Genomic DNA, 24,723 nt, shown 5'->3' on the forward strand with positions numbered 1-24,723 from the left:
ATGAATCCGCTATGTAAGCCGAACCGCCGGAGGGCCTTCAACCCTGCCGGCGGTTCTTGTTTTGTCTGTTGGCTCTAGTCTTCCTTATCCAATTTTTCCAAGGTCGGAGGGCGCAGCTGTTCGCCGTAGTTTATGATGGTGACATCATAGCTGATGTCCACTTGGGCATCTTTAAATTTCTGGCCCCAGTTATAATCCACATAGTCTTTTGCCGTCCAGAAATCTTTCCGCGCGTGTGCATACCAGACAAACGGTTCTCCGACGAATTCTTCCTGCAGTTTGTCAATCAGTGAATCCGAGGCCTTTTCCATATCTTTTTCAATTGATTTTTTTAAGTGATCACGCTTTTTTTTGCTGGTTGTATAGTCAACGAGTGACAGATTGGAGTTGATTTGAACCCTGACCGGTACTTCGACTTCGATTTTAAGCGGTGATTGATCCGTATTAACCTTGATTCGTGTATGTGATTTTTGGTTCATGATCACGGTGATCCGATACTCCTCATTGTTGGGATCGGGAAATGAGGCTGTCATGGTCTTGATCAGGTTATGATACCGCAGCAGCTGAGCAATCCGGGTTTCCTCCCCGTTTAACTTTCCCACCATTTTACCACTATGCATAACCGCGGAGCCGATGATCTGCACAGGGTCTCCCCCTTTTTGCGGCACCTCACCGGCCAAAAACGCGTCCTCATCCACGCCATGTTTGGGGTCTCTCTGGGCCGTCGCGTAAGCAGCCAAAAACAGTTCCCCGTCCGTCCGCTGGAAAAAGATATTCAAATTGGAAATTGGGACGTACCCGGTTTCTCTCCAACTATCCTCCATGAACTCATAATACTTATGAGGACGTGTTTCCATCGTCGGCCTGTTGGCATTGATGAACTCCTGCGCGGGTTCTTTTGAGACCATCATAATTGCCTCGCGCCTCATCTCAGGGTCGATCATGGCCGAACTGATGATGCGATGAAACAGATTGTCTTGGGCAAGATCTTCCCCAACGATGATCGTCTGCAAGTGCGAGAACGTCATTTCCCTGGATAGGGAGGACTGTGCCAGCTCTTTGGCAGACAGCAGATCGTCTGCGGTGATGGTGAACGTATCGGAAGGCTTTTCATTCTGCGCTTCCGCCCCCTGGGTCGTATTGACCTGAGGGTTGGCAACCTGGAAGGTCACCTCTATCTGATGCTCTTCTTCCCCTTTATCCAATCCGATTGTAACGACAAACGCCTGTTTTTCCAGTTCTGACCGAGCACCGCAACCTGACAAGAACAGAACAAACAAAAGGACACCAATTGCCCATAATCCTCTTTTCATTTCTTCTCCCTCTTCCTCATCCGGTCCAATCCCCATAAAACAACCGGCAGCAACAGGAACATACCCGAACTGGAGTACAGCAGGGCCATCCTCAGCGGTCCTCCCTCGAGATAATTTTCCGGGACCATGCCCAACACGACCGCTGTCCCCGCTACCGGGAACAGAAGTTGCTTAAACGGTTTGTAGCCGATCACCTTTCCGAGCAGAAACGCGGAAATATACAGGTAAGCGGCAAAGTGAAGGGCGGCACCGGCATACCAGAATGCCAGATAAACGGCTTCCATACGGTTCGCTATCGTCCCGACCATGCTCATCCGGGTCAGATGATGATAGGGGAACGCTATGTTTCTCACAGCATGAAAGTCAAACACCATGACGTAAACCGCCAGGAAGATGGCCATCTTGCCGATAGACACCCAAAGGCCCCAGACGGACGCTTTCCGGTACGCATTGAAGGTTCGCACTTGGGAAGCCAAAACGCCGGCTATAATAACGTCAGCGTATAATGAGCTGTACCCGATGCCGCCCTTTGCGACTTCCGTCACGCCCGAACCGGCAATCGGAAACAGAAACAGGTAATTCATCTCATTGGTTGTACTGAACACCAGGCAGACGGAAGTCACAATAAAGAGGGGAACCACCAAAAGGGCCGTCCGGCCAATCGCCTCCAGCCCCCTGTGGGCGATATATAACGCCGCACCCAAGATCAATACCGCCAAGATCCACAGTACGGAAGATTCAGGATAATACATTGTAATAACGATATCTGCATAATTCCGGCTGTTGAGCGATAGCGAAGAAAAGACGGAGAGAAAGATTAGAAATGCGATCAGGCGACCGAAAAATGGCCCTGTCAGCTCGAAGGTGATTTCAATCAGTCCTGTCTCGTACTTCTTAACCAGCCGGAACAGCAGTAGTACGGGGCCGATCAGGGCAACCCCAGAAATCAGCGGAATCATCCAGGACGCAGTAAGGCCCGACTCATGCAACAGGTTAGGCGTTGAATCGGTGACCCGGATGGCCATCATCACATAAAGAATCGCAAAGAATTCCCTGGAACCGATTTCCCCGTCGGATACTTTGATCACGAGCCGCTCCTCCCCTTTGGTTTAGCCCTGATTGCATCGCGGGGCCTCATGGATAAAGGGCGAAGCCATTGCTTTTTGAGAATCGGACGCAAAAACAGATCCCGCGAGGAAGGCATATGCGGAGACAGCGGCGCAAAAAACGGCACGCCAAACGATTTGAGTGATGCGGCGTAGGCAAGCATGGCGGTAGCCGCCAGGGCGATTCCGACAAACCCCATAAAAAAGGCCGCCGCGATGAAAATAAACCGGATGATGCGCGTCATGACACTGAGCCCGATATCCGGAATGGCGAATGAAGCAAGGCCGGTGATGGCGATCACAACAACGAGCAACGGACTGACAAGGTTCGCCTGAACGGCTGCCTGACCGAGAATGAGTGCCCCCACAATCCCGATGGTGGAGCCGAGCGGAGCCGGAACCCGGATGCCCGCTTCCCGCAGAATTTCAAAGGTGATTTCCATCAGAAGCAGCTCCAGCAGAGTGGGAAACGGAACCCGTTCCCTTGATGCAGCAATCGCGAGCAGCAGGTCTGTCGGTATCAATTCCGGATGGAAAGTAACCACGGCCACGTAGATGGCAGGCATCAGCAAGGCCAGAAACAGAGCAATCGTCCGGATGATTCTTGCGAAGTTTCCATAGGCCCATCTGAGAAATTGATCTTCCGCCGTGTGGAACAGCGCCCAGAACGTGACGGGGGCAATGAGCGCGTCCGGAGAATTATCCATCAGCAGCACCACATGCCCTTCGTTCAGGAAAGAAGCCGCACGGTCCGGCCGCTCGGTCGAGAGCGTCGAAGGAATCAGGGAATACGGCCTCTCCTCCAGCAGTTCCTCCAACTCGGAAAGCGTCAGAATCGCCGCTTTGTCAATTTGATCAATCTCGTCTTTCACTTTTTTTACAAGTTCCCGGTCTACAATATGATCCAAGTATAGGATCGATATCTTTTGGGGAGATTCCACGCCTACCATGGCAGTCTCGGAAACAAGCCGATGGTCCTTCACCTGCCTGCGGATGAGGGAGTGATTGATGTCATTGGATTCCACAAATGCGTTTTTGGGTCCTTTAATGACGATTTCCCTCGTCGGTTCGGCCACTTGTCGGCTTTCAAAGCCTGCGGTCTCCACCGCGATGCCCTCTTTTTCGCCATCGATCAGGATGACAGTGTTTCCGTTGATCAGCTTCAGGACTGCCGCCTGGAAGTCGCTGATTTTCTCGGTTCCCGAGATGGTCAGGACATGATTCATGATTTCGTCTGTTAGGCCCTGCTTCCCCTCCGTTTCTGAATTCAGGAGGGGCTTGATCACGTAATCACTGATTTTATCCGTATCCGCAGCGCCCGTGACGAACAGTACCTTCACCCGCTGGCCTGATTGAGTCGTCAACTCCCGGAACTTCAGAGCATCGTTCAGAGGAAAGAGGAACAATTCTTCCAGCCGCTTCCCGTTGTCATCAAGGTTGGTGGAAAAAGGGTCTTTGGGAACGTCGTTTGCGGAAGCCTGCTGGTCCCCGCCGGCTCCCTCGAACAATCGCTTCAGGAAATCACCCATCCTCTGTACCTCCCCAGTGGAACTGTTGATGGTTGAAGGATGGACGGAATGCTCCCAAGTTAATCATTTTCCTATAGAGGAGGGCGGGAAGCTTTGCTATAAATAGAACCGCCGGCAGAGCGTTTGCCCTGCCAGGCGGTTCCAATCAGCTGACCGGTCCCGAAGTCATCTCCGTCAGCGGTCCGTTCACGTTAAAGATGCGGCCGCGGAGCGGTGAAGCCCAAGCTTTCGAGGCGGGCGGTGTGCATGATCAGATAGTCCTCGGCGTGCTTTTTCGTCTCGAACAGGTAGATGCCGCCGGCTTCCTTGTTTTCTTCGTTTTTTTCACAATCTGATTTCTCCTGACGTGTTGCTGGTTTAATTTCTCCGACTTCATTATACATCTCCGGACGCCCCCTTTTCCTGAATTGTTCGCCACCGGTTTGGAAACCCTTCCCACGAAGGGAATGTTGCCCTTCCCTTCCGCATACATTTACAGGCGAATGGAAAATGAAAGGACGGGTGATGACATGGATCGGTTTCCTCCAGGGCCGGAAAACGAAGGCCAGGGCGGCGAAGGCAGCGACGACTACAAAGGCCTGGAAGCGTTCGAAGGTCCCGACAATCCCAAGCAGGAGCAACTAGACGAGTACCGCATCCGGAACACCGGCAATCCGATGACGACGAACGCATCGGTGAAGCGGGCCGGCGACTCCGAGCAGCTGAAGGCAGGCGTCCGCGGCCCGGCGCTCCGGCAGGATTATCAGTACTTCGAGAAGATGACCCACTTCCTGCGTGAGGAGATTCCGGAGCGGGTCGTCCACGCGCGGGGGTACGGGGCGTACGGCGAGTTCGAGTGCTACGAGTCGATGGCCGAGTTCACGAAAGCCGGGTTCCTCCAGGAGCCCGGCAAAAAGACGCCGACATTCGTGCGGTTCTCCACCGTGCAGGGGCCGCGGGGCTCATACGACACCGCGCGTGACCTCCGCTGTAAGGGCGTGAAGTTCTACACCGAGGAAGGCAACTACGACCTGACGACGATCGCCATGCCGGTCCTCATCAACCAGGACGCGATGAAGTTCCCGGATGTGATCCATGCCTACCAGGCCAAGTCGGATGACGGCATCCCGACCGCGACCGGCGCCCACGACCGGTTCTGGGACTATGTCGCGAACAACCAGGAAGCCCTCCACATGACACTGTGGGTCATGTCGGACCGCGGCATCCTCCGAAGCTACCGGATGATGGAGTCATGGTCGATCAACACGTACCTGTTCGTGAACGCGGAAGGCGTCGCGACATTCGTCCGCTTTGTCTGGAAGCCGGTGCTCGGCGTCCACTCGCTGCTTCAGGACGAAGCGATCAAGATCGGCGGGATCGACCCGGACTTCCACCGCCGCGACCTCCGCGAAGCGATCGACAAGGGCTACTATCCGGAATATGAGCTCGGCGTCCAGCTGATCTCGATGGAAGACGAGTTCAACTTCGACTTCGACGTACTCGACCCGGCGAAGTTCTGGCCGGAGGAGATTGTTCCGGTCAAGCTGATCGGCAAGATGACGCTGAACCGCAACATCTCGAACGAGCACGCCGAGTCCGAGCAGGTCGCCTTCAACCCGGGCAACGTCGTACCGGGCATCGACTTCTCGAACGACCCGGTCCTCCAGGGCCGCCTCATGGCCTACCAGGACACCCAGTACCACCGGCTCGGCAGCAACAACTTCCAGGACCTCCCGATCAACCGCCCGCTCTGCCCGTTCACGAACAACACCCGGCGCGGCTACATGCGCTACCGGATCGACACGGATCAGGTGAACTACCACCAGAATTCTCTCGCCGACAACACCCCGTACACCGTCCCGGTCGAGGAAGGCGGCTACGAGTACTATCCTCAGTACGTCGAGGGCCACAAGATCCGGGCCCGGAGCGAGTCGTTCAATGACTGGTTCTCACAGCCGAGGATCTTCTGGAACTCCCTCACCCCGATCGAGAAGCAGCACACGATCGAGGGACTCAGCTACCAGCTCGGCCGGTGCAGGAACGTCTCCGTGCGCGAACAGAACGTCGACATCCTCGCCAAGGTCGACGAAGGCATGGCCGCCGTCGTCGCCGACAACATCGGCGTCCGGCGCTCGAACAACTCCCAGGTGCCCGCCGAGGAACGCTACAACTCGCTGAGCCAGTACAGCACGCCGAAATACGCGGCCACCCAGAAAGTCGGCGTCCTGATCGGCGATGGCTACGACAGCCAAGAAGTCGGCCGGACCTTGGCGACTCTGAAGGAAAACGGCGTCTTTGTCGCCATCATCTCCGACACCCTCAACCCGGTCCAGGCATCCGACGGCTCGACACTCAAGGTCGACGAAACCTTCATCACGTACAGCCCGTACCTCGTCGACTCCGTCTACGTCGTCGGCGGCACCGCCAAAAACCAGCAGAAATTCGACCGTGACATCGTCGAATTCGTCCGCGTTGCCTACACCCATTTCAAGCCGATCGGCGTCGCCTCGGGCGCGAACCACTTCGTCCAGGCCACCCAGCAAAACAACCTCGCCGGCGTCGTCTTCGCGGCGAATAACCCGAACTTCGGAGAAGAGTTTGTGGAGGCAATTGGGACGATGAGGTTTTGGAATCGGACGTAAGAACGGACTGTCTCAGATTTCGGCGGAAGCTGGTCTGAGGCAGTTTTTTATTGTACGCACAGATTCCCAAAGCCTACAGGGAACCTGCCGCCGCGTCCGGACGTTTACAGTTACATCCAACAAACAAACTGATGCGGAACAGGAGTGTGGGTGTCCTTGTACTTATCCATTCTGTATGTCGTCGCCTTTTCAGTGCTCGTCAGCGCCGGAATCGGGTTTGCTGCCCGTAAGTTCGTTCGCAAGTATCTGCAAACCGGAGTGCTGCCGTTTCTATCAGGAAGCGCCGTGACGCTGCTTCTCGGTTATTTCATGATGTCTTTCTTCAGATTCGGTTTTTATTCGGTAGCGACGGCAGGACTGGCGTTCCTCGTCTATGTTCTTTTCATTGGCCTTTGGCATGATCAAACCGGACGCTTCACACGCTGGGCAGGCATCTCGGCATCGGTCATATTGGTTGCCGGGCTTTTCTTCCTATTCCTAGTCTCCAGCCAAAAAGGCGCCGACCAGACCTATCTTCTGCCGATGGGCTTCGAAGGATGCGTCCTGGTCAACTATGAGGTCGAAGGCGCCCCACCCCTGAAAATCGAAGACAATGAAATCGTCTATCACGTCCCCGAAGACGGAATCATCGATACGTCCTCCCCGATGGACTTCGGCTGGGTGAGCGAAGAACACTCAGGTTCATACCGATCCAGGGCATTTTATGTGGATCAAGCCGGAAACACCATGCAGGAACTTCCACAGGAAAAGATCCGGTTCGGGGCCAATGGTTCGATGAAGGAAGAAGGCAAGCCGGAGCGGACCTACTATTACCAACTAATCGGTGACGAGGACGTGTTAACTGAGGGATGCCCGGCACTTGAGACTCCGCGGTAGAGAGCGGCTGCCGCCGTACGAGAGAACGCGCAATACGAAAAACGGTCCCTCATCTAAGAACCGCTTGATCGGATTGCGGTTGCCGTCCCGCCAGCCGCACCTTGTACATCCTGATCGACCTCAGATTCCCTGCAGCTTCCAGCCGGCCGCTCCGGACAAGGGCCCGGATCCGCGCCTCGAACCATCCGTCGCTGACCGTCTGGATTGCATGCCCCATCGCCTCGCCGACGACCCGGATGGCCAGCACCCACTCCCCGTCTGACTGGTCCAGTCCCCGTTCCACACAGGAAAGGATGAATGCATCATCCCGCGATTCGGGAGCATGGACGATGGAGCCATCCTGCCACGAGCGCACCAGGCCGGGTGTTTTGAGAAGGGCTTCCCCCTCCTCGGCAAGCAAATGCCGTCGCGCCTCCGGCAAAGCTTCGCAATGCGTCTTATAGAATGAACGCAGCTGCTCAGTGGACAGCTCACCCGAATGACGGATATCGACTGTCACGCCGGGCACACCGGGAGCCTCGAGCATCGCCCGATGGGTATTGACCGTCTGCACGTCCACCTCCCGGCCTCTCAACAAATAACAGGCCAGTCTGAGGCCGATCTGTTCGGTTGCATTCTCGCATGTCCAGACCGTCACCCGCTCCCCGTCAGGAAGACCCGCCAGCCGCTCCACCGCATTCCGAAACACGGCTTCACTGCCGTCCGGTCCGCGAAACATTTCATGGAACGTTTCCCGTTCCCAATCAAACCGCCGGGCAATGCCCGCAGGCCTGTCGATGCCGTCGATCGGTCCCACCGACAAATCCCCCGGAAAGCCGATGACTTCGTCGTCTGTCTTTCTGAATGCATGTCGGAGCGCACCGGCGGCAGATTCGCCGAAGACAATATGAATCATCACAAAATCCCCCTTCAATAACTCTCTATCTTTACGGGGGCGGCGATAGAAACGTTCCATTTATTCTCTTCTAACCAGAACGCTTTGGGTCGGCCAAGCATCTTCTGCCCGAAGACGCCAACAAAACCTGTCCAGGAAAAATTCCGATACTTCAGATATGATGTACATAAGAAGACCGCGAAGAAGTTCTTCAAAGGGAAGGAGGTATAACAATGTCCATCCAGTCCAACCAGCAAGCCATCCTGACTGCCATCCAGGATGCCATTAAAGCACACGGACCCATCTGCCATCTGGACGATATCTATACATACGTCCGCAACCACGAACCGGCCATCCGGCACTATCAGGATGAGGAAGCCATCATCCGCAACATTATCTATCGCCATTCAAGCGACTGCGAGATCTTCAGGGGCACGTTCAGATGGGATAGCTATGACCTGTTCTATGCACCCAAAGGAATCGGCTCAGGCCTCTGGAGTATCTGGCCCGACGAACTGCCGCTCCGCATCTTGATCGAAATCCTCAAGCATCGGGGAGGCCTTGCCACAGTAGAGGAGATCAGGCAGCACCTGATGCTCGACTACCCGAGGCTCTACGTGCCCGGCAAGGACACCTCAAACGAGATCAGGGAAACGTTGTTTCAGAACTCCACTTATCATCCCAACTCTAAGAACCCACTATTTTTCTACTCCAGCATTGTGGATGCTTGGGGAATACGGCCGGAAATCGATTAAAAGCGGGCATCCATGTTACTGGACGCCCGCTTTTCTTTTCTTCATCTTTCGCTCAAAATGCTCATGTAACCGAAAATTCGCTGTCTGTTCAGTCCAGTCATAGAGGAGAGCAACTTGTTCTCCGGAAGGCTGAGGGAGTTGAATCGAGAAGCGATTCTCTTCGAAAATCACCATATCTGCCTTCTCACTCCCGCTCCACATTGTCATCGGCATTTCCGCAATAAGTATTGATATTCTACTCTCATTATACTCAATTAGACCCTGACCTTTTTTGCTGTCGAGGTCAACCTTTTTCCGGTATTCCTTTTCAGTAAGATACCGATGGAAGAACGGCGCAACCTCTTCAGGTGCTACGGGATATGTCCAATGCTTTGGACCTCTTGAAAGCATGTATAATAGAACGACCATCTTATAGCTTTTATTCATCTCTGTCTTCTCGACTTCGATAAACCAGTCCTTATACCTCTCCCAGACCTGCATTTCTTCCTCGCTCAGTTCTCCGGCATACGTCAGCATGCCAAAGTAGCTTCCGAATTCCTGCTTAACTGCCTTAGAGTCGGCATCTGCCTGCAGGTGAAATTCCAGGTATTCCGGTCGCCTGCCTAGCTCCCGTTTCAGATCAAAGTAGGCTGCGATGAGCGCATCCCTCCGGGGCACGCGTTTTCGTGCCATCTCCTTAAGCAGATTGATAACCTGAAGGTCAAGATTGAACTCACAAACTTCCGGCACGGCCGGTTCTGCAAAGCGGCCACGCTTTTCTCCGTACTCTCCTGTTTCATCAAAGACCGCGAGCTTCACATCCGCGTTCCGGTAGTTGCCGATAAAGTCGATGATGACGCAGTGGGACTTCCCGTCTGCCAGCCGAAGCCCGCGGCCGATCTGCTGTGTGTAGACTGTAAGTGATTCGGTAGGGCGGATGAAGAGAAGCGTATCGACTTTTGGAATGTCAACGCCTTCATTAAACAGGTCAACAGTGAAGATGGCTTCCAGTTCACCTAATTCAAGGCGGTCGGTGGCTTTCCGTCGCTCTTCTGCAGGCGTCTGACCGTGCAGCACCATCGAACGAATTCCCTGTCTGCGGAAATAGTCGTTCATGAAAGTGGCCTGGCGGACAGATGAGCAGAACACGATAGTACGGGTCTGCCTGTGCTCCATATATCCTTGGAAGATCTTTTGCGCAAAGTCTTCCCTGAGCTGTAGCGCGAGCAATTCCTCTTCGTCATAACGGGTTCCCCGCCAGGTAATCTGCGAGTAGTCGGTGTCGTCATAGACGCCATAATACCGGAACGGCGAAAGCCAGCCGCGCTCAATCGCCTCCAGGAAATGAATCGAGATAGCGACATTCCCGTCGCAGATGGCATAAACGTCCTTGTTGTCCATCCGGTCCGGTGTGGCAGTGATGCCAAGCAGGAACTTCGGTTGGAAGTACTCGATTACACGCTCATATGTAGGCGCCGCGGCATGATGAAACTCATCGACGACAATCAAATCGAAGTTATCCGGCTTGAACCGCTCCATGTTATGGCGGCTGCCGAGCGTATAGACGGAAGCGAAGACAAAGTCCGCTTCCGTTTCTTTTTCGGCAGCATTAAAGAAACCGCTAGTTTTGTCCTGATGAACATGCAGAAAGGATTGCTGTGCCTGCCGGAGAATCTCTTCTCTGTGAGCGATGAAAAGTACCCTCTTGAACTTCCTGGCAAAGAATGCGGCAAGGTACGTCTTACCAAGCCCAGTCGCGAGTACGACCATCGCCCGATCATACTCCTCTTCCATCGTCGTTTCTAGCGCATCCAGAGCCATCTGCTGGGCGGGACGGGGCTGCAGCGGTTCGGCGGAGGCAGGTTTCGTTTCATAGTCAACGCCGCTTTCCGCAATTTCCTGGGCTTCACCCGGCCCAAGCATCATCTCGGTCTCTTCTTCCGCTGACCAGGCCATACTGAATGGCCGTTGGCGATTGGCTTCCCGATGATTCTCCTTATACTCCGCGAGAGTCTCAGGGTTTAGCGAGATTGTCGACTCATGGTAAAACAACTTCAGAAACTGATCTTCCGCCTCTTCGAACACCTGGTTATCCGCTTTTGAAGGGGCCAGCAGATTCCACTCGACTCCTGAAGTCAGTGCCGACTTCGACAGATTCGATGAGCCGACGATGAGGTGATGATTATCCTCTCTCCCCCGGAACAGGTACGCCTTCGGATGAAAGCTGGCTCCGCCGCTCTTCCATAACCTAATCTCGGCCTCAGGAAGCTCCTTGAGCAAGAGCTCCAATGCTTCCGGCTGGGAGATGTACAGATAATCACCCGTCAGAAGCTTAATTGAAGAACCACGATTTGAAGCCGCTTTCAGAAACGGCAACACCTTCCGGACACCCGACTTCATCGTGAAGGCGGTCATCCAGTGGATCTCCTCCGCATCACCCGACAGTTTTTCTAGATGCCGGATAAGCTCGGACGTGATGAGTTGCAGCTTAGTCATCAACTACCTCGATCAGATAGATCTTCTCATCAAACACGCCCCGCTTCTTCGCCTTTTCCTCACGGATCATGTCCAGTTGGTGAGGGGTAGCGCCGTGTGCGGCGGCGGTTGCGTAGATAAGTTCGAGCATATCTGCGAGCTCCTCGACGGCCGCGACTGCGTTCTCTGCTGCGAGGTATTCTTCGTATTCTTCGCCGATTTTCTTTCTGAGTTCCTGCATGTATTCGTCGTCGTTCAGAATCCGTGTTTTTGGTTCCTTGCCTGCCAATTTAATGATTTCCGGAATCCGGTCACGTACAAGTTTGTTGTGGATGGGCATGTTTGGTTCCTCCTCACATCATTTGGTGCCTTTCTTCCATTATAGAGGGTTTTCGTGACCGAGACCGAAAAAAGGCCTTGTCCCCTCTGCTAAAAAGAGTGCCAACATAAAAACCGCCGGACTTTCCGGCGGTTTAGCTCTGTCTTACTTTGCATTCTCATCAGTCTGATGAATCCCAAAGAGGTTCCCTTCCGAATCGTTGTAGTAGCCTTGCCAGGCCATGCCGGGAAGGGCGTATTTCGGGAGGGCGACGGTGCCGCCGCTTGCAAGGTTCTTCTCCTCTGTGGCGTCGTAGTCTTCGACGCCCATCGTGCAGGCGAATCCGTTGAGCGGCTGGCCTGCGGACGGCGGCGGGCTCTGGCGCTGCATGAGGGCGCCGTCGATGCCGTGTTCTTCCTTGCTGCCGGTTATGGCCCCGAAGTACGGCATGCCGGCGTATTCGCTCCAGTCCTCGAATGTCCAGCCGAATACATCCCCGTAGAATTTCTTTGCCTGCTCCATATCCTCTACGTGAATCTCAAAGTGAACGACTTTCCCCATCTTCATTCCCCTTCCTATCCGTTGTTGGATTCCAGATAATCCTTTAATGCATCCAGGTCTTTGGCGGTGGCTTTCTTGAATGGGCCGGCCATCATCTTACCGAACAGCTTCGTCAGGCCGGTGAGCCCTCCGATCTCGCCTTGCAGATGGACGTGGGACTGGTCGCCTGCCCCGGCAATCCGATACGTGAACAGGTACTCTCCCTTCCCGGTCGTGCCTTTTGTCCCGTCGACCCTGATCACGATCTTCTCATTGGGCACGAGTTCCACGACTTCGAAATGCTCGGATGCCTTTGACCCGTACATCTTCCTCGTCTCGATCCAGGTGCTGCCTTCCCGCATCTGCCCGGTGTCCTGCCGCTCGATCCCGACAAGTCCCTGCATCCAATGCTCCGCGGCCTCCAGATCAAGCAGCGCGTCATACAGCCGCTCCTTCGGCACACGGAAATCCCGCTCCACTTCGAACTCAATACTCAACGCTGTCCCTCCTGTCCAAGCCGGTCCTTACCTGGTTACCAATTCGACTTCCGGCCGGTGAAGCCCTTTCCAATTCATCGATTTCCTTCTATTAATAAACAGATTCTAATGAGGTTGGCCACTCGAATCAGTAGTGTACTTTCACCAAGGTTTAATGGACTTTCGTTATACTTTGGTGTACTTTCGCGGCAATTTCATGGACTTTCATTGTGATTGTCGACATGCGACCTCTAAAAAAGGAAGTCCCTCCAAAACGCCTGAGAACAGGCCGCTCGAAGAGACTTCCTTTTGGTTTTCCTTTAGAAAAAGATCAGCAGCAGAATCCCGGCGATAAAGCAGTAGTATGTAAAGTAGACGAGCTTCCCGCTTTTCATGACGCCCATGAACCATTTCAATGCAAAGTAGGTCATGAACAGGGTGGCGACAAATGCGGCGAGATAAGGGATCATCAGGTCCGCTTTGTTCGGTTCATCCATGAAATCCCCCACGCCCAGCACCAGGCCGCCGAGGCTAACCGGAATGTAAAGCATGAACGAGAACCGGAGTGCGGTTTCCTGTTTCATGCCGACGGCGATTGCCGAGATGATCGTCGCGCCGGAGCGGCTGATGCCCGGTGTCAGCGCAACAGCCTGCCCCAGGCCGACGAGGATGGCGTCTTTTGCCGTGAGGTCGCTTTCGCCTTTGGTGCCCTTCATGTTGCGGATCAGCCACAGGGCGATCCCCGTGACGAACAGCATGATCGCGATGGTCGTCATGCTGACGTTTTCCGCGATGTAGTCGCTCAGCAAAAAGCCGAGGGCCCCTGCCGGAATCGTCCCGATGATGATAAAGCAGACAAAGCGGAAATCGCTTTTATACCGCTCATCCTTCGTTTTCAGGTAGTTCAGCGAGTTGACCGCGAGCCTTACGATATCCTGACGGTAGATAAACAGGATGGCGAGCAGCGAAGCGGTATTGGTCAGGATCGCAAACGTGAAGCCCTGCTCCCCCAGACCGAGCAGTTCACTCGCCACCATGACGTGCCCGCTGGACGATACCGGAATCGGTTCGGTAAAGCCCTGGACAAGCCCGATCACGATCATTTTGATGATCAATATTAAATCTGTTTCCATGTTGTCCTCCTTGTAAAACCCCTCCCCATTTTATACAACATTCCCGGTGGAAGAAACTATGAAAAGCCTTCGGGATTCGAAGGCTTTTTGTCATGACTGTTCGATTGTTTGTTTCAGGAAAACGAAACGTCCACTTCGCCGAGGTTGTCGAACAACCATGAGGGATCGGGGCTTTTGATTATCGTAAACTGCTCAGAGCCATTATGGTCAGCAGGGTTGTCACGCCCATGATAAAATAGCTTTCTTTTCTCTTGTGGTTTTTGATGAGTTGTAGGCCGTAAAGCGAGAAGATGATCGGCAGGACAAAGAAGACCGCACTGATGGAAAACAAGCCAAGTGTCACCTTCAGCAGCAAGGCAATCAATGCAACCGCTATGTTGAGATACAGCAAAATCATCCAAACCTTCTCCCTTTACCTGGGGGCTTTCCCCTTAGCTCCAATAGAACCGGTGAGATATTCAGCACAATCGAAATGAGGGTCAGCACCCATAACGCCCGTTCCATGCCAGGCACGACATCCATCAGCGCTGCCCAATCTTCCGCTTTCACCCAATCGGATACCAGGCTGTATTCTGCACAAAGGGTCAAAGCCGTGAGCGATAACCCCATCGCCATGGCCAGCCTATAATCCTTCCCTGCTTTGTACAAATAAAGATTTGTAAATGTTGCGGCGATCGCAAGAACGCCTAATATGATCCACATTGTTTCATCCCCATTTTTATGTACTCCACCAACACAACAACTGTAAGTGTGTTGGAAATCTGGACGTTAGGAGTTGTTTTTATTTTCCTTTTTCCACTTTTGGTACTTGTACATTAAGCTTTCGAGATTGCTTTACATCATAAAAGACTCTTTTGATACAAAGAATGTCCGTCAGTCTCACCCACTTTATTAAAACCATTGGATAGATAAAAGTTGTTTAATTTGAAGTTATCTCTTACACAATCCAATCTTAATGTGCTCTTCCCCTGATCCTTAAGGTCAGTTTCCAACCATTGGAGAACAATCTTACCCAAGCCGGATCCGATTTCCGAAGGCCTTACCGCTAACCGATGAAGGTAAATGGCTTCATCACTTAATTTCCCCCAAGTATGTTGGTCCCACCAACTTTGTTGCTGACACAATGTAAAGGTGGCCACCGCCTCTCCATCCTTATTAACGATAAAGGTCTCTCCTTTATTTATGGCTTGTTTGATTTCTTCGTCTTCCCCTCCGCCGGCCAAGAATCCCCATTGGTCAACTTTCTGTTCCTTGAGCCATTTCGCCACATCTTTCAAAAGACATATGATTTGGTCTGATTCTCTACTTGTTGCTACAGAGACTTTATAACCCTTTAACAAAGAATGACTTCCCATTTCCCAACCCCCAATTAGCATTTTGTAAAGCGATCAATAACTAATCAAAAGCCACCTCATTACAATTTTTAATGAGATGTTTTCATGTTATAGAATTATTGTGACAGGATCATATGGTCGTTCACGAATGCTTTTATGATGACACTACATTCTCGTTTCCCGAGGACGTTGTGAGAGATTATTTCTTTTTGTTTATACTTTTTATTGCATTCGCATAAGCAACTAAAAAAATCACAAAAACTAATCCTCCGATTGCAGCAACTGTGATTATAAAATCCAGCATTCATCTCTCCTTAGGCCTTTTCTTTGCTGATTTGATTTTTCTGAAGAGGATTATCACTACATCGATCATGACCCCTACAATGGCTACGGTTAAGCAAGACCATATGGAAGGTACAAATGGGCCCGGCCCGAACACCAAATTTAAGATGGTTCCCACAACCAACATACCTAAACCGATAACGCTGAATGGCCACTTTCTCCGGTTCCTGCGATCAGCGCCCCTCTATTCTTCCCCCTCCCCAATCACCTGGCTATGCCCGAACATGATGCACGTGTCGGCTCTTCTTACATATCCGGCCCACCCATAATTCGGTCAGCCAGTAAACCAGCGCAGCGGCAGCTCCAAGCAGGACAGAGAGCAGGAGTGCCGGAAGAATGAAGTCATCCTGCATCGTCAGAATCGCGATCAGTCCCGTGATTCCGGCTCCACTCAGAACATATGCCCGCAGTTTCCTGAACTTGCCGCGGATGTACTGATCAGCCGTCCAGGACACGCCAATTCCCAACGTTAAATAGATCGGTGCGATGTAAATCAAGTAGATCGTAAACAGTTCGCCCAGTCCGAAATGATAGACTCCGGGCTCCACCTCGTCTTTTGGTGTGTATTGAAACAAGCACAGCAATGCCGTGAATATAATTGCGGATCCTGCAGCAGAAAGGAATCTTACCAAAGGAAACGCCTCCTTTCCACAATTTTACCATATTTCTTCGCGCCCCCTCTTCCTCCCTCCGACGGTGTGTATAATTTCACGCCGAATCTCCCACACTAGGTTCATCTCAGAATCTATTGGAGGAGATCCGCCATGACCATCCAACTGCCGCCGATCCGCAAAGCCGCGGTTTACGTCCGCTCGACTTACTGGGGGCGCGCGCCGCTCCATGCCTCTGCCGACGACAACGAGGAACTCCTCTTGCGTGTGGTCGAGGGGCGCTGTGACTATGATCTTTTTTACGAAGCCAGCAGCTATAAGCGAAACGAAGCCGCGATGGAGCTGCTGAGGTGGGCCGACATGGGCGAGTTTGACGCCATCGTTACGCGGCACATCCATTCATTTGGACTAGGAATCAAGTTCGACTGGGACACGATGATGGGCCTGATGATGGCCCGGGGCATCCGGATCATCACTCCGGAGAAAGTGTATTCATGGGAAAACCGGAACGACATGACGTACCTGGAATTCATGATGCGCGCGCTCCGGGATGAATACGAAATCAAGTTCGGGGCGGAGTGGGACCGCGTGAAGATGAGCTACCGCTTGAGGAAGACACCGGTGGAGCTGATGAGCCTGTACGAGCGGCCGGCTTCTGCGCAGGTGATCGAGTTTCCGGGGAGGTCCGGACGGGAGCAGTTGCCGGGAGAACCGTCTTAAGTCATGGGCGGCGGTTTCGTCATTCAACCTCAATCGCATGAAAAAGGGACCATCGGCAATCGATGGTCCCTTCCTGCTGTTTAATAAGAGAAGAGCGGCTTTATTGACCGCCCTACATAATGTGCGGGTACCGGAGTGAAATCAAGCTCCCTCGCCCATACCGAGAGCTGTCCGATGTGATGGATTTCATGTGCGATAAGGTGATGCAACACCTCATCCACTGTGTACACCTCAACCTCCCACGGGACACGCACCACATCTTCATTCCGTCCCTCTCCTTTAACTTTCAGACACTCTATGACCTCATTTCTGCATCGGTCAGAGAGGGACCGGGCCTTCTCTAGCGTATCGCAGTCGGCAAAGTCGAACACGATATCTTCCTTGCCCTGAATTCCCCGGATCCAGCTGTATTCGACGTCAATGATATGAAACAGCGTCTTCAAGATACTGCCCACGCCTCCGGTTCTGGACCTGACCAGCTCTTCTTCAGGCAGCTGCCTGCACCAGGCAAACCACTCGTCTCTTACCTGCCAGTTGTATCCAAAGAAAAGGATCATGCGGGTACGCTCCTTTAGTTTATGAATTGGATGTTCAGCGTACACATTCGCCCCTGTTACAGGCTAATCCTCTTCCCGATACTCCAAAATATCCCCCGGCTGGCAGTCGAGCGCTTTGCAGATGGATTCGAGCGTCGAGAAGCGGACGGCCTTGGCCTTGCCGTTTTTCAGGATGGACAGGTTGGCCATCGTGACGCCGACTTTTTCGGAGAGTTCGGTGACGCTCATCTTGCGCTTGGCAAGCATGACGTCGAGATTAATGATGATTGGCATTTGGCTCCCTCCTCAGACCGTCAGTTCGTTTTCTCGTTTGATGTCGATCGCCTGTTTCAGCAGCCGCTGGAGCACCGCGGCGAAGACGGCGATCACGAGCGACGCACCGACGATGACCAGGCCGATCAGGGCGAGGCCCGGGGCGTCATCCCATTCGGCGATCATGAAGATGAGCGGAAGTGCGGCCACATACAGTGCACTGATCGTGACGGCACAGTTACGGATTTTTTTGAGCGACTCGACCGACAGCTCTGAGAATGCCTCGTTGCGGTCGATGTAGCCCAGGAGCTTCAATGCCTGGTAAAGGGCCATATAAAACGGGATGGCCGAAATGTACATGATGGCCATCAGGCCTAGGACGATCCAAGGCAACTGCATCCCTTCGCCGATAAATCCCATTGCTTCCAGGACAATTTTCGGTAGGATCAGCACCGCAATCAGGAGCACCGGAATTCCCATCACGATGACTGCGAGCTTCAAAAGCAATGTAGAACCTTTTTTCATATCTTGCACCTCGTTTCTTATTGATGGATCAGACAATGAATTCATTTTCCGTCCGGATGGAGATGACCTGTTTCAGAAGATGTCCGAGTACCGCCGAGAAAACAGCGATGACGACTGAAATCCCGACGATGCCCATGCCGATGACGACTAGGCCGGGGGCTTCTTCAATCCGGGCAAGCTCAACGAATACGGGAACGCCGAGCGCAAACAGGATGGCGACCGTCGCGGCACAGTGATGGATCTTCCGCAATGCCAAGATGGCAGGCTCCGAGAACGCCCCCCTGTTATCGATCAGCCCCAGCAGCCGCCACGCCTCGCGCAATGCCATGAGGTAAGGCACCGCCGATCCGGCCAATACGGCGAACAGTCCCCATTCCGCAAACAGCAGTGCTTCTCCTCGGATCAGGGCAAGCGATACTTCGATGCCAAGTTGAAGGACGACTGCAAGCACCGGCAGGCCCATCACCACCAAAGTGAGCTTTAGGAATAACGTCGATCCCCTCTTCATCAAGCACACCTCTTTCCGTTGATTCTTCTCGATTATAGATAAATGTATATCGAATATCAATAAATAATGATTGGAAAACGAAAAAACTTTTCTGCACGCAAGAAACGTGCACACCCGGATCGGGCAGCAACACGTTATTTGTGACAGAACGAACGAGTTTACACGTTCGGGGCTTAAGATTACACGTTGGGGCCGCGAGTCTGCACGTTGGAGCTGCGAGTTTGCATATTCGACCGCCCAGATTGCACGTTCGGAAGCTATCCGATGTATTAAAATTGCAATAATCCTATCTCCTTATCCTTCTGTCCTTGCAGTATAGTTGGGTTAACACGTTTTTCCGGGGGGATGGGGATGAGGCGGAGTACGTTATACGGGTTGTTGATCGGAGGCATCGGGGTGTCTCAGTTCGGCAACTGGATTTATCTGATCGCGCTGAATCTGCTTGTGCTCGACATGACCGGTTCGGCAGCGGCAGTCGCCCTTCTCTATGTCGTTGGACCGTCGGCGCGAGTTCTGATGAGCCTGTTCGCCGGATCGGTGATTGACCGCTCCGACAAGAAGCGGCTCATGATCGCCTCCGACCTCATCCGGGGACTGCTTGTCTTCATGATGCCATTCGCCGGGTCGATCTGGGTGGTCTATCTGCTGGTCTTCCTGACCAATGCAACCGGTACGTTTTTCGGTCCCAGTTCAACATTCGTCATCACGAAGCTTGTCCCGGACCATGAACGCAAGCGGTTTAATTCGTTCATGGGGATGATGAATTCCGGAGCGTTCCTCGTCGGCCCGGCGCTTGCGGGTGTGCTGATCATGACTGTCGGGTCGACTTGGACGGTCTTCCTGAACAGCGCGACGTTCTTCATCTGCGCTGCCGCCATCGCGCTTCTGCCGGTACCAAAAGAAACGGGTGCCCCGTCCGGGCGGTTCGGATGGCGGATGCTGCGTGATGATTTCGGCGAAGTCGCCCGATTTATCCGGTCGGAGCCGTTCTTCTTCCGCATCTATTTGATTTTCCAGACCGCGCTCATGCTGGCGTTTGCCCTGGACTCACAGGAAGTGACGTTCATCAAGCAGGACCTGGCTCTCGGCGACCAGAAGTACGGGCTGCTCGTAAGCATTGCGGGAGCCGGGTCGCTCATCGGGGCAGCGCTTTCTGCCGCATTTGCGAAAAAGCTGTCTCTGCAGGCCTACCTCGGATTCGGGACCGTGCTGACGATGGCGGCGTATGCAGCCTTCTATAGCTCAGCCGGTTTTTATACCGCGATGGCCGCCTTTGTCCTGCTCGGCATCTTCATGGCGTTCAGCAATGCCGGATACGACACGTTCTACCAGCGCAACGTGCCGACCGCTCTCATGGGACGCGTCGGCAGTCTGGGGTCCATCTTCCAGAACGTCCTGCAGATTCTCTTCACCCTTCTGCTCGGCATGCTGGCGGAATGGTTCAGCGTGCAAGGGGCGGCGATCGGCTTCGCCCTGCTAGCCATTGTCCTGGCCTGCGCCTTGTCCGTGTCAGTGTTTGACAGAAGGAAGTCCGGCTATTTCGAGCCGGAAAGCGCATAAGAAAAATGAATCCTAACCTAAGGGGATGCACACATGGACACACTCATCATCAAAGAACTCGAGTCAACCGGTGACCTGCTGGCCGCTTTTCCGGTAATGAAGCAATTACGGACACATCTAGATGAAATCGCCTACCTTGAACTTGTGAAAGAAGCACAGGAAAAGGACAGCTACAGGATGCTGGCTCTTCAGGACGGCAATGAAATTATTTCGGTGATCGGCTTTAAGCCGATGATTACCCTTTACTATGGCAGATTTGTCTGGGTGTGCGACCTGGTCACAGACCGGAACCGCCGATCTGGCGGATACGGTCAAAAGCTGCTGGATTACGTTCACGACTGGGCGAAGGAGAACAGCTACACAAGCGTCGCCCTGTCTTCGGGCCTGCAACGTGAGGATGCACACCGTTTCTATGAAGAAAAGATGGAGTATGACCGGGTCAGTTATGTGTTCAGGAAGGTCCTTGATTGACCTAGCCCAGAAAGCTGCTGAGCCCCCGTCGGATTGCAATGGAGCGGTTCGGCGGGGGATTTTGTCAGAATGATTCCAATTCCCTCTACATCAAACTCTGATTTTACAGTATAGTGGAAATAACAGGGGGATTTGGGGGATAAAGATGGGGAGTTATCTGCTGATTTCACTATTGGTACTTGGTGCTGCTCTGGCCGGCATCTTGCTGCTGGTCCGGCTGCTTGCGCGAAAGAAGGTTACAAAAGGAATGCTTGCCGCATTTCTGGGACTCACGGCAGCCGCCATCGGCCTTTCTATTTATGAAACACATTTCCATCCGTTTGACCGGAGCGGAGGTGAATCCTACATGGAGCCGCTCGACTCCCCTTCCGGCAGGTACACGGCAAGCGCCTATTACCGTCCGTATGGCGGAGCGGCTGGCGGCGTTACCGTCTGGGTGGATGTCACGGCGGAAGGCGGCAAGCCAAAAACCGTCTATTACGCGGAAGCCAATAGCCGCTTCGATGTCCAATGGACCGATGACGGCCTCCTTTCAGTCACGAATGAAGAGCCGGGCTATCCTGAATCCAACCGCAGCACTGATCTTGAGGTCGATAAGGAACTCTATCATGACACCGGGAAAGCTTGTGGAAGCTTCTTGGTGAAGAGAAACTATGAAACTTGCATTGAGGGGAAGGGATTCCATGAAGACAACGGATAACCTGGAAATCTATAATGATCCGCTTCAGTATGACAGGCAGTACGATGGTTACGACGCTGACACCCGGTTCATCCTTGGGCACTTGCCCCCGCCTGGCTCAGCGGTCATCGACCTCGCTTGCGGCACAGGCAGGATTTCGCTCCCAGTCGCAGAAGCCGGTTATGAAGTGACCGGCGTCGACCTGCATGAGGGAATGCTTGAACGTGCCCGGGAGAAAGCGGCGGAACAAGGACTGCCCGTCCGCTTCCTCCAGCAGGACTGCCGATTGCTCGACCTTTCTGTTTCCGCACCCCTCATCGTCATGGCAGGCAACTCGTTCCAGCACTTTCTGACGAATGAGGACCAGGACCGGATGCTGGAAAGCGTCCGGCGGCATCTCGAGCCGGGCGGCCGGTTCATCTTCGACACGCGAAACCCCGTGCCATCGGAACTCGCCGAACCGGACCGTTATGAAGAGTATGCGGAAGCCGGCGGTCGTCGGATCCAAGAGGTGCACACTGAGACCTATGAGCCTGTCACGCAGATCCTTCATTGTACGACGGAACGATTTGCCGAGGACGGGACCCCGCTCGGCCAGGACGGCATCTCGCTCCGCTATACGTATCCGCTCGAACTGGAGCGGCTCCTCCGGCAGCACAGTTTCCGGCTGGAGAATAGGTACGGTGACTGGAGCGGGCGCCCCTTCCAAGCGGGAAGCGGTCAGATGGTGTGTGTCTGCCGGAGAGATGAGCCATGATCATCTCCGCCAACCAGTGGAAAATCACCTTAGAGCTTTTGTTTTACCTGTCAGCGGTCTCCGCAATCGTCATGGTGTTCCAACGCACTTCAGAGTTGGAAGCGATTCTTGTGTTGCTCGCACTTGGCATTGTCCGGGAGATCTTAAACAAGACGATTGCAAAAGACCTGGATACCGTCTTTGACCATAAAGGCTTCAAACTTCTGGACACTGTCCTGATGGGTGCCCTATTGGTCGGGGTGTACTGGAGCTACCGGGATATCGGGATACTCATTTCGACCGGAATCACTGCGCTCCTCGCTCTATTAACTTTTCTATATCGTTTATTTAAACGGGACGACCCGGCCAGCAGGGATACGTTTTAAGTACTCGGTGCATTCATATTATCGAAGGTTGCAACCTGCTGAATTTTAAAGCCGGAGGGAATTTCACTGCTAATAAAGAACAAGTTTATTTATCTTGCTCTAGTTATTATCGCCGTACATCGTTTTATATCGCAGCTCTTTGGAGGATTTTTATGAAACGCAAAGCCCGCATTTTCATCATATTTTCCATACTGTTGTTTCTGTTTTTTGTTGTCTATGACTGGGTTCAGTTTGGTTCAGTAAACTGGATCTCTAATCTGATGAAGTCCGTATTCATCTTGGCATTTGTCCGGGTGGCAACCTGGCTGTGGGACAGTCCACACAAGAACAAAGAGGTTTAATTGCTGAGTCTCGACACAAATGAACATCATCAACAAGGGGCTGTCCAATAAGTAATTAAATACTTGTATCTATGGCAAGCAGCAGTGGCGTCGGGAGACTCCTCGAAAATGCTTCGCATTTCCTTCGTGCGAGGCTTGTTCGAGGAAGCTTCCCTGTCCTGCGGGAATAGCGTTAGCCGAAGACTCCGGATGTTGCGCAACGCTTTGCGATGCGCACAGACGCCAGTCTGCGTACTGGCGCCGGCTGAGGCAACGCCCCCGGAAAGCGACCAGAGCCACTGCTGTTTGCTTTTTATGTTGGAAATATACTTTTCGGACAGCCCCTTTTACCAGATGAACGGTGTGTATTCGATGATTTCCCAATCCAGATCTTCTCTTATTAAAACTCTTTCAATGGCATTCAAATAGTCGTCCGTCACCATGTAGCGATCGAACCGATCATGATGCTGTTTGCATCAAAGCCGACCTTGTAATCTTGCCGATCGGTTTGGATCACCATCGTACTGGTGATTGCCGGGAGTTCATAGGGTGAGATTCTTTTCATCTTCATATCGGTTGTCATGATCTCGCTGATCAGGTCCTGATCATGGATTGCCGTATGTACCGTGCTCGTCATATAGGGAACATCGCTATAAAACGAGATCTGTTCGACCGTTTCGTTCTCATCAATCAGCTCAGTGACCAGTTCTTCATAGGTTGTGTTCTTGGAAATATCATAGATGAAGTATCCGATGATCAGAATAATCAGGAGCACTCCGCCTATTTTCTTGGCACCCATCTATCCCCCTCCTTTATTTCTTCGCGATAATCAAAAACCTTTTGGAATTTGTCCGGATTCCCTTTTCAGTTGTGTTTGTTTCAATAAACTCATTCAGGACCTTGAAGTCATTCTGATCCCGGCCGAAGTCCGGAACGATGGGGGTATGCTTCAATAAGAAAAGCAGATCTTCAGGCCGCTCATAGTATTCCGTCGCATCATATTCAAATGCCTGGACATGGGAAAACCCGGCCACCTGCAACTCTTGTATGTACCGTTCTTGTAGTGTTCTATCTTTTTCATCCAGGGACTGGCCACGGCCAAATGCCTTTTTGATATTCGATTTATCGGATTCACTTACCTGCTGTGTCATAAAAAGTCCGCCGGCCTTTAACACACGATAGACTTCATTCGAAGAAAAAGGAGCGTGGCGGCTCGTAACCATATCAAACAATCCATTCGGGAATTGCAGCGCCTCAGCTGGCATTTGAAAGAACCTGACGTTGGAAACAGTTGAATTCCGAAGGTTCGTTTTGGCTGTTTTGATCATTTCGTTGGATAAGTCAATTCCGATTGCCAAAAGCAGTGAAGGGGAAAGCTTCAACAGATATTCTCCGCCGCCCGTGCCGATATCCAACAGCATATCAGTCTGGTTGCACCTGCTCTTCACCTCTTGAACAAAGTCCCATTCCACCCCTTCGGAGAATACTTTTAAATCACCAAAATCCCATCCATTTATCTTTCCGACTTTGTCGTAAAAACGCTCCTCATGACTCATATGGATTCCCCCTTCGCATATGGTTTACGTCTATCTTACGATTCCTAAGATCCCTGCACCACTTTATGAAAGGCCATGCAAAAAGGACCATCGCCATTGATGGTCCTTTTCTGATCGACGATTTTGCTGAAAGTACACTAACGGTCCTCAAAAGTACACCATCGACCCGC

Annotated in this window: 29 protein-coding genes; 9 read left to right on the forward strand and 20 right to left on the reverse strand. The window is 52.7% G+C overall.

Translation table 11 applies throughout. The annotated features are described in order from the left end of the window. Nucleotides 1-74: 74 nt before the first annotated feature. The 4 genes from BMX91_RS08810 to BMX91_RS08825 all read right to left on the reverse strand — a co-directional run bounded on the left by BMX91_RS08810 (nt 75) and on the right by BMX91_RS08825 (nt 4,331). Nucleotides 75-1,313, reverse strand: coding sequence for a Ger(x)C family spore germination protein (locus tag BMX91_RS08810; protein WP_092052453.1), 1,239 nt, complete (start codon nt 1,311-1,313; stop codon nt 75-77). Further along, complete coding sequence (locus BMX91_RS08815; RefSeq protein ID WP_092052457.1) at nt 1,310-2,401, reverse strand: GerAB/ArcD/ProY family transporter; 1,092 nt, start codon at nt 2,399-2,401, stop codon at nt 1,310-1,312. Before BMX91_RS08815 ends, BMX91_RS08810 begins: the two co-directional genes overlap by 4 nt. Continuing rightward, nucleotides 2,398-3,948: a spore germination protein gene (locus BMX91_RS08820; RefSeq protein WP_092052460.1), complete on the reverse strand. Its 1,551-nt coding sequence runs from the start codon at nt 3,946-3,948 to the stop codon at nt 2,398-2,400. The genes BMX91_RS08815 and BMX91_RS08820 overlap by 4 nt, the downstream gene beginning before the upstream one ends. A 191-nt stretch (nt 3,949-4,139) precedes the next feature. After that, complete coding sequence (locus BMX91_RS08825) at nt 4,140-4,331, reverse strand: YdhR family protein (protein ID WP_245744367.1); 192 nt, start codon at nt 4,329-4,331, stop codon at nt 4,140-4,142. 126 nt (nt 4,332-4,457) lie between these two features. Between BMX91_RS08825 and BMX91_RS08830 the strand changes: the two genes are divergently transcribed. Continuing rightward, nucleotides 4,458-6,569 (forward strand): catalase, encoded by a 2,112-nt coding sequence (locus BMX91_RS08830; protein ID WP_092053942.1) that lies wholly within the window; start codon nt 4,458-4,460, stop codon nt 6,567-6,569. A gap of 156 nt (nt 6,570-6,725) precedes the next feature. Continuing rightward, entirely contained in the window at nt 6,726-7,445 is a 720-nt protein-coding gene (locus tag BMX91_RS08835; RefSeq protein WP_092052464.1) for a DUF6843 domain-containing protein, read from the forward strand. 49 nt (nt 7,446-7,494) lie between these two features. On the opposite strand, the gene BMX91_RS08840 is transcribed toward BMX91_RS08835, so the two are convergent. Continuing rightward, nucleotides 7,495-8,340, reverse strand: coding sequence for a DUF1835 domain-containing protein (locus tag BMX91_RS08840; protein WP_177168334.1), 846 nt, complete (start codon nt 8,338-8,340; stop codon nt 7,495-7,497). 212 nt (nt 8,341-8,552) lie between these two features. Here BMX91_RS08840 and BMX91_RS08845 point away from each other — a divergent pair, with 212 nt between their 5' ends. Further along, nucleotides 8,553-9,074, forward strand: a complete 522-nt coding sequence (locus BMX91_RS08845; RefSeq protein ID WP_092052472.1) for a hypothetical protein — start codon at nt 8,553-8,555, stop codon at nt 9,072-9,074. Nucleotides 9,075-9,089: 15 nt separating this feature from the next. Here the strand turns inward: BMX91_RS08845 and BMX91_RS08850 are convergent, their stop codons facing one another. The 9 genes from BMX91_RS08850 to BMX91_RS08890 form a co-directional block, all read right to left on the reverse strand. Continuing rightward, on the reverse strand, nt 9,090-11,549 hold the full coding sequence (locus tag BMX91_RS08850) for a DEAD/DEAH box helicase family protein (protein ID WP_092052477.1): 2,460 nt from the start codon (nt 11,547-11,549) through the stop codon (nt 9,090-9,092). Then, entirely contained in the window at nt 11,542-11,868 is a 327-nt protein-coding gene (locus BMX91_RS08855; RefSeq protein ID WP_092052481.1) for a nucleoside triphosphate pyrophosphohydrolase, read from the reverse strand. The genes BMX91_RS08850 and BMX91_RS08855 overlap by 8 nt, the downstream gene beginning before the upstream one ends. 144 nt (nt 11,869-12,012) lie before the next feature. Further along, the gene (locus tag BMX91_RS08860; RefSeq protein ID WP_092052485.1) at nt 12,013-12,408 is read right to left on the reverse strand and encodes a VOC family protein; all 396 of its coding nucleotides are present in this window, start codon (nt 12,406-12,408) and stop codon (nt 12,013-12,015) included. A gap of 14 nt (nt 12,409-12,422) precedes the next feature. After that, entirely contained in the window at nt 12,423-12,884 is a 462-nt protein-coding gene (locus tag BMX91_RS08865) for an SRPBCC family protein (protein WP_092052490.1), read from the reverse strand. Between the two features lie 299 nt (nt 12,885-13,183). Next, entirely contained in the window at nt 13,184-13,996 is an 813-nt protein-coding gene (locus BMX91_RS08870) for an undecaprenyl-diphosphate phosphatase (RefSeq protein ID WP_092052495.1), read from the reverse strand. 178 nt (nt 13,997-14,174) lie between these two features. Next, nucleotides 14,175-14,393: a hypothetical protein gene (locus BMX91_RS08875; RefSeq protein WP_092052499.1), complete on the reverse strand. Its 219-nt coding sequence runs from the start codon at nt 14,391-14,393 to the stop codon at nt 14,175-14,177. Further along, the gene (locus tag BMX91_RS08880) at nt 14,390-14,698 is read right to left on the reverse strand and encodes a hypothetical protein (RefSeq protein ID WP_092052504.1); all 309 of its coding nucleotides are present in this window, start codon (nt 14,696-14,698) and stop codon (nt 14,390-14,392) included. Before BMX91_RS08880 ends, BMX91_RS08875 begins: the two co-directional genes overlap by 4 nt. Before the next feature lie 137 nt (nt 14,699-14,835). Then, a complete protein-coding gene (locus BMX91_RS08885) occupies nt 14,836-15,351 on the reverse strand; it encodes a GNAT family N-acetyltransferase (protein ID WP_092052509.1) in 516 nt (171 codons plus the stop codon). A 533-nt stretch (nt 15,352-15,884) separates the two neighbouring features. Beyond that, nucleotides 15,885-16,304 (reverse strand): hypothetical protein, encoded by a 420-nt coding sequence (locus tag BMX91_RS08890; RefSeq protein WP_092052513.1) that lies wholly within the window; start codon nt 16,302-16,304, stop codon nt 15,885-15,887. Between the two features lie 132 nt (nt 16,305-16,436). On the opposite strand from BMX91_RS08890, the gene BMX91_RS08895 reads away from it, so the two are divergent. Beyond that, nucleotides 16,437-17,003, forward strand: a complete 567-nt coding sequence (locus BMX91_RS08895; RefSeq protein WP_092052518.1) for a recombinase family protein — start codon at nt 16,437-16,439, stop codon at nt 17,001-17,003. Between the two features lie 80 nt (nt 17,004-17,083). Here BMX91_RS08895 and BMX91_RS08900 read toward each other — a convergent pair whose 3' ends face one another. From BMX91_RS08900 to BMX91_RS08915, 4 genes are all read right to left on the reverse strand, one after another. Further along, nucleotides 17,084-17,560, reverse strand: coding sequence for a DinB family protein (locus BMX91_RS08900; RefSeq protein WP_092052521.1), 477 nt, complete (start codon nt 17,558-17,560; stop codon nt 17,084-17,086). A gap of 63 nt (nt 17,561-17,623) precedes the next feature. Continuing rightward, nucleotides 17,624-17,833 (reverse strand): helix-turn-helix domain-containing protein, encoded by a 210-nt coding sequence (locus BMX91_RS08905; RefSeq protein WP_092052526.1) that lies wholly within the window; start codon nt 17,831-17,833, stop codon nt 17,624-17,626. 12 nt (nt 17,834-17,845) lie between these two features. Then, nucleotides 17,846-18,337, reverse strand: a complete 492-nt coding sequence (locus BMX91_RS08910; RefSeq protein WP_092052530.1) for a DUF2975 domain-containing protein — start codon at nt 18,335-18,337, stop codon at nt 17,846-17,848. Nucleotides 18,338-18,365: 28 nt separating this feature from the next. Next, on the reverse strand, nt 18,366-18,845 hold the full coding sequence (locus BMX91_RS08915; protein ID WP_092052534.1) for a DUF2975 domain-containing protein: 480 nt from the start codon (nt 18,843-18,845) through the stop codon (nt 18,366-18,368). A 351-nt stretch (nt 18,846-19,196) separates the two neighbouring features. Here BMX91_RS08915 and BMX91_RS08920 point away from each other — a divergent pair, with 351 nt between their 5' ends. From BMX91_RS08920 to BMX91_RS08940, 5 genes are all read left to right on the forward strand, one after another. Then, complete coding sequence (locus BMX91_RS08920; RefSeq protein ID WP_092052538.1) at nt 19,197-20,405, forward strand: MFS transporter; 1,209 nt, start codon at nt 19,197-19,199, stop codon at nt 20,403-20,405. Nucleotides 20,406-20,438: 33 nt separating this feature from the next. Then, on the forward strand, nt 20,439-20,876 hold the full coding sequence (locus tag BMX91_RS08925) for a GNAT family N-acetyltransferase (RefSeq protein ID WP_092052542.1): 438 nt from the start codon (nt 20,439-20,441) through the stop codon (nt 20,874-20,876). 145 nt (nt 20,877-21,021) lie between these two features. Further along, nucleotides 21,022-21,576 (forward strand): DUF5412 family protein, encoded by a 555-nt coding sequence (locus BMX91_RS08930; RefSeq protein ID WP_092052547.1) that lies wholly within the window; start codon nt 21,022-21,024, stop codon nt 21,574-21,576. Further along, nucleotides 21,560-22,312 (forward strand): class I SAM-dependent methyltransferase, encoded by a 753-nt coding sequence (locus tag BMX91_RS08935; RefSeq protein ID WP_177168335.1) that lies wholly within the window; start codon nt 21,560-21,562, stop codon nt 22,310-22,312. Before BMX91_RS08930 ends, BMX91_RS08935 begins: the two co-directional genes overlap by 17 nt. Continuing rightward, nucleotides 22,309-22,677, forward strand: coding sequence for a hypothetical protein (locus BMX91_RS08940; protein WP_092052555.1), 369 nt, complete (start codon nt 22,309-22,311; stop codon nt 22,675-22,677). Before BMX91_RS08935 ends, BMX91_RS08940 begins: the two co-directional genes overlap by 4 nt. Nucleotides 22,678-23,433: 756 nt before the next feature. On the opposite strand, the gene BMX91_RS08950 is transcribed toward BMX91_RS08940, so the two are convergent. Beyond that, nucleotides 23,434-23,796, reverse strand: a complete 363-nt coding sequence (locus tag BMX91_RS08950) for a hypothetical protein (protein WP_092052563.1) — start codon at nt 23,794-23,796, stop codon at nt 23,434-23,436. Nucleotides 23,797-23,809: 13 nt separating this feature from the next. After that, complete coding sequence (locus tag BMX91_RS08955; RefSeq protein ID WP_092052566.1) at nt 23,810-24,553, reverse strand: class I SAM-dependent methyltransferase; 744 nt, start codon at nt 24,551-24,553, stop codon at nt 23,810-23,812. Nucleotides 24,554-24,723: the final 170 nt, after the last annotated feature.

Source organism: Bhargavaea ginsengi (assembly GCF_900109165.1).
GTDB lineage: Bacteria > Bacillota > Bacilli > Bacillales_A > Planococcaceae > Bhargavaea > Bhargavaea ginsengi.

Bases quoted from the DNA above. Each gene is read 5' to 3' on its own strand.
- BMX91_RS08810 (WP_092052453.1), bottom strand. From the start codon at position 1,313: ATGAAAAGAGGATTATGGGCAATTGGTGTCCTTTTGTTTGTTCTGTTC.
- BMX91_RS08820 (WP_092052460.1), bottom strand. From the start codon at position 3,948: ATGGGTGATTTCCTGAAGCGATTGTTCGAGGGAGCCGGCGGGGACCAG.
- BMX91_RS08825 (WP_245744367.1), bottom strand. From the start codon at position 4,331: ATGTATAATGAAGTCGGAGAAATTAAACCAGCAACACGTCAGGAGAAA.
- BMX91_RS08830 (WP_092053942.1), top strand. From the start codon at position 4,458: ATGGATCGGTTTCCTCCAGGGCCGGAAAACGAAGGCCAGGGCGGCGAA.
- BMX91_RS08840 (WP_177168334.1), bottom strand. From the start codon at position 8,340: ATGATTCATATTGTCTTCGGCGAATCTGCCGCCGGTGCGCTCCGACAT.
- BMX91_RS08845 (WP_092052472.1), top strand. From the start codon at position 8,553: ATGTCCATCCAGTCCAACCAGCAAGCCATCCTGACTGCCATCCAGGAT.
- BMX91_RS08850 (WP_092052477.1), bottom strand. From the start codon at position 11,549: ATGACTAAGCTGCAACTCATCACGTCCGAGCTTATCCGGCATCTAGAA.
- BMX91_RS08855 (WP_092052481.1), bottom strand. From the start codon at position 11,868: ATGCCCATCCACAACAAACTTGTACGTGACCGGATTCCGGAAATCATT.
- BMX91_RS08860 (WP_092052485.1), bottom strand. From the start codon at position 12,408: ATGGGGAAAGTCGTTCACTTTGAGATTCACGTAGAGGATATGGAGCAG.
- BMX91_RS08870 (WP_092052495.1), bottom strand. From the start codon at position 13,996: ATGGAAACAGATTTAATATTGATCATCAAAATGATCGTGATCGGGCTT.
- BMX91_RS08875 (WP_092052499.1), bottom strand. From the start codon at position 14,393: ATGATTTTGCTGTATCTCAACATAGCGGTTGCATTGATTGCCTTGCTG.
- BMX91_RS08880 (WP_092052504.1), bottom strand. From the start codon at position 14,698: ATGTGGATCATATTAGGCGTTCTTGCGATCGCCGCAACATTTACAAAT.
- BMX91_RS08885 (WP_092052509.1), bottom strand. From the start codon at position 15,351: ATGGGAAGTCATTCTTTGTTAAAGGGTTATAAAGTCTCTGTAGCAACA.
- BMX91_RS08895 (WP_092052518.1), top strand. From the start codon at position 16,437: ATGACCATCCAACTGCCGCCGATCCGCAAAGCCGCGGTTTACGTCCGC.
- BMX91_RS08900 (WP_092052521.1), bottom strand. From the start codon at position 17,560: ATGATCCTTTTCTTTGGATACAACTGGCAGGTAAGAGACGAGTGGTTT.
- BMX91_RS08905 (WP_092052526.1), bottom strand. From the start codon at position 17,833: ATGCCAATCATCATTAATCTCGACGTCATGCTTGCCAAGCGCAAGATG.
- BMX91_RS08910 (WP_092052530.1), bottom strand. From the start codon at position 18,337: ATGAAAAAAGGTTCTACATTGCTTTTGAAGCTCGCAGTCATCGTGATG.
- BMX91_RS08915 (WP_092052534.1), bottom strand. From the start codon at position 18,845: ATGAAGAGGGGATCGACGTTATTCCTAAAGCTCACTTTGGTGGTGATG.
- BMX91_RS08920 (WP_092052538.1), top strand. From the start codon at position 19,197: ATGAGGCGGAGTACGTTATACGGGTTGTTGATCGGAGGCATCGGGGTG.
- BMX91_RS08925 (WP_092052542.1), top strand. From the start codon at position 20,439: ATGGACACACTCATCATCAAAGAACTCGAGTCAACCGGTGACCTGCTG.
- BMX91_RS08930 (WP_092052547.1), top strand. From the start codon at position 21,022: ATGGGGAGTTATCTGCTGATTTCACTATTGGTACTTGGTGCTGCTCTG.
- BMX91_RS08935 (WP_177168335.1), top strand. From the start codon at position 21,560: ATGAAGACAACGGATAACCTGGAAATCTATAATGATCCGCTTCAGTAT.
- BMX91_RS08940 (WP_092052555.1), top strand. From the start codon at position 22,309: ATGATCATCTCCGCCAACCAGTGGAAAATCACCTTAGAGCTTTTGTTT.
- BMX91_RS08950 (WP_092052563.1), bottom strand. From the start codon at position 23,796: ATGGGTGCCAAGAAAATAGGCGGAGTGCTCCTGATTATTCTGATCATC.
- BMX91_RS08955 (WP_092052566.1), bottom strand. From the start codon at position 24,553: ATGAGTCATGAGGAGCGTTTTTACGACAAAGTCGGAAAGATAAATGGA.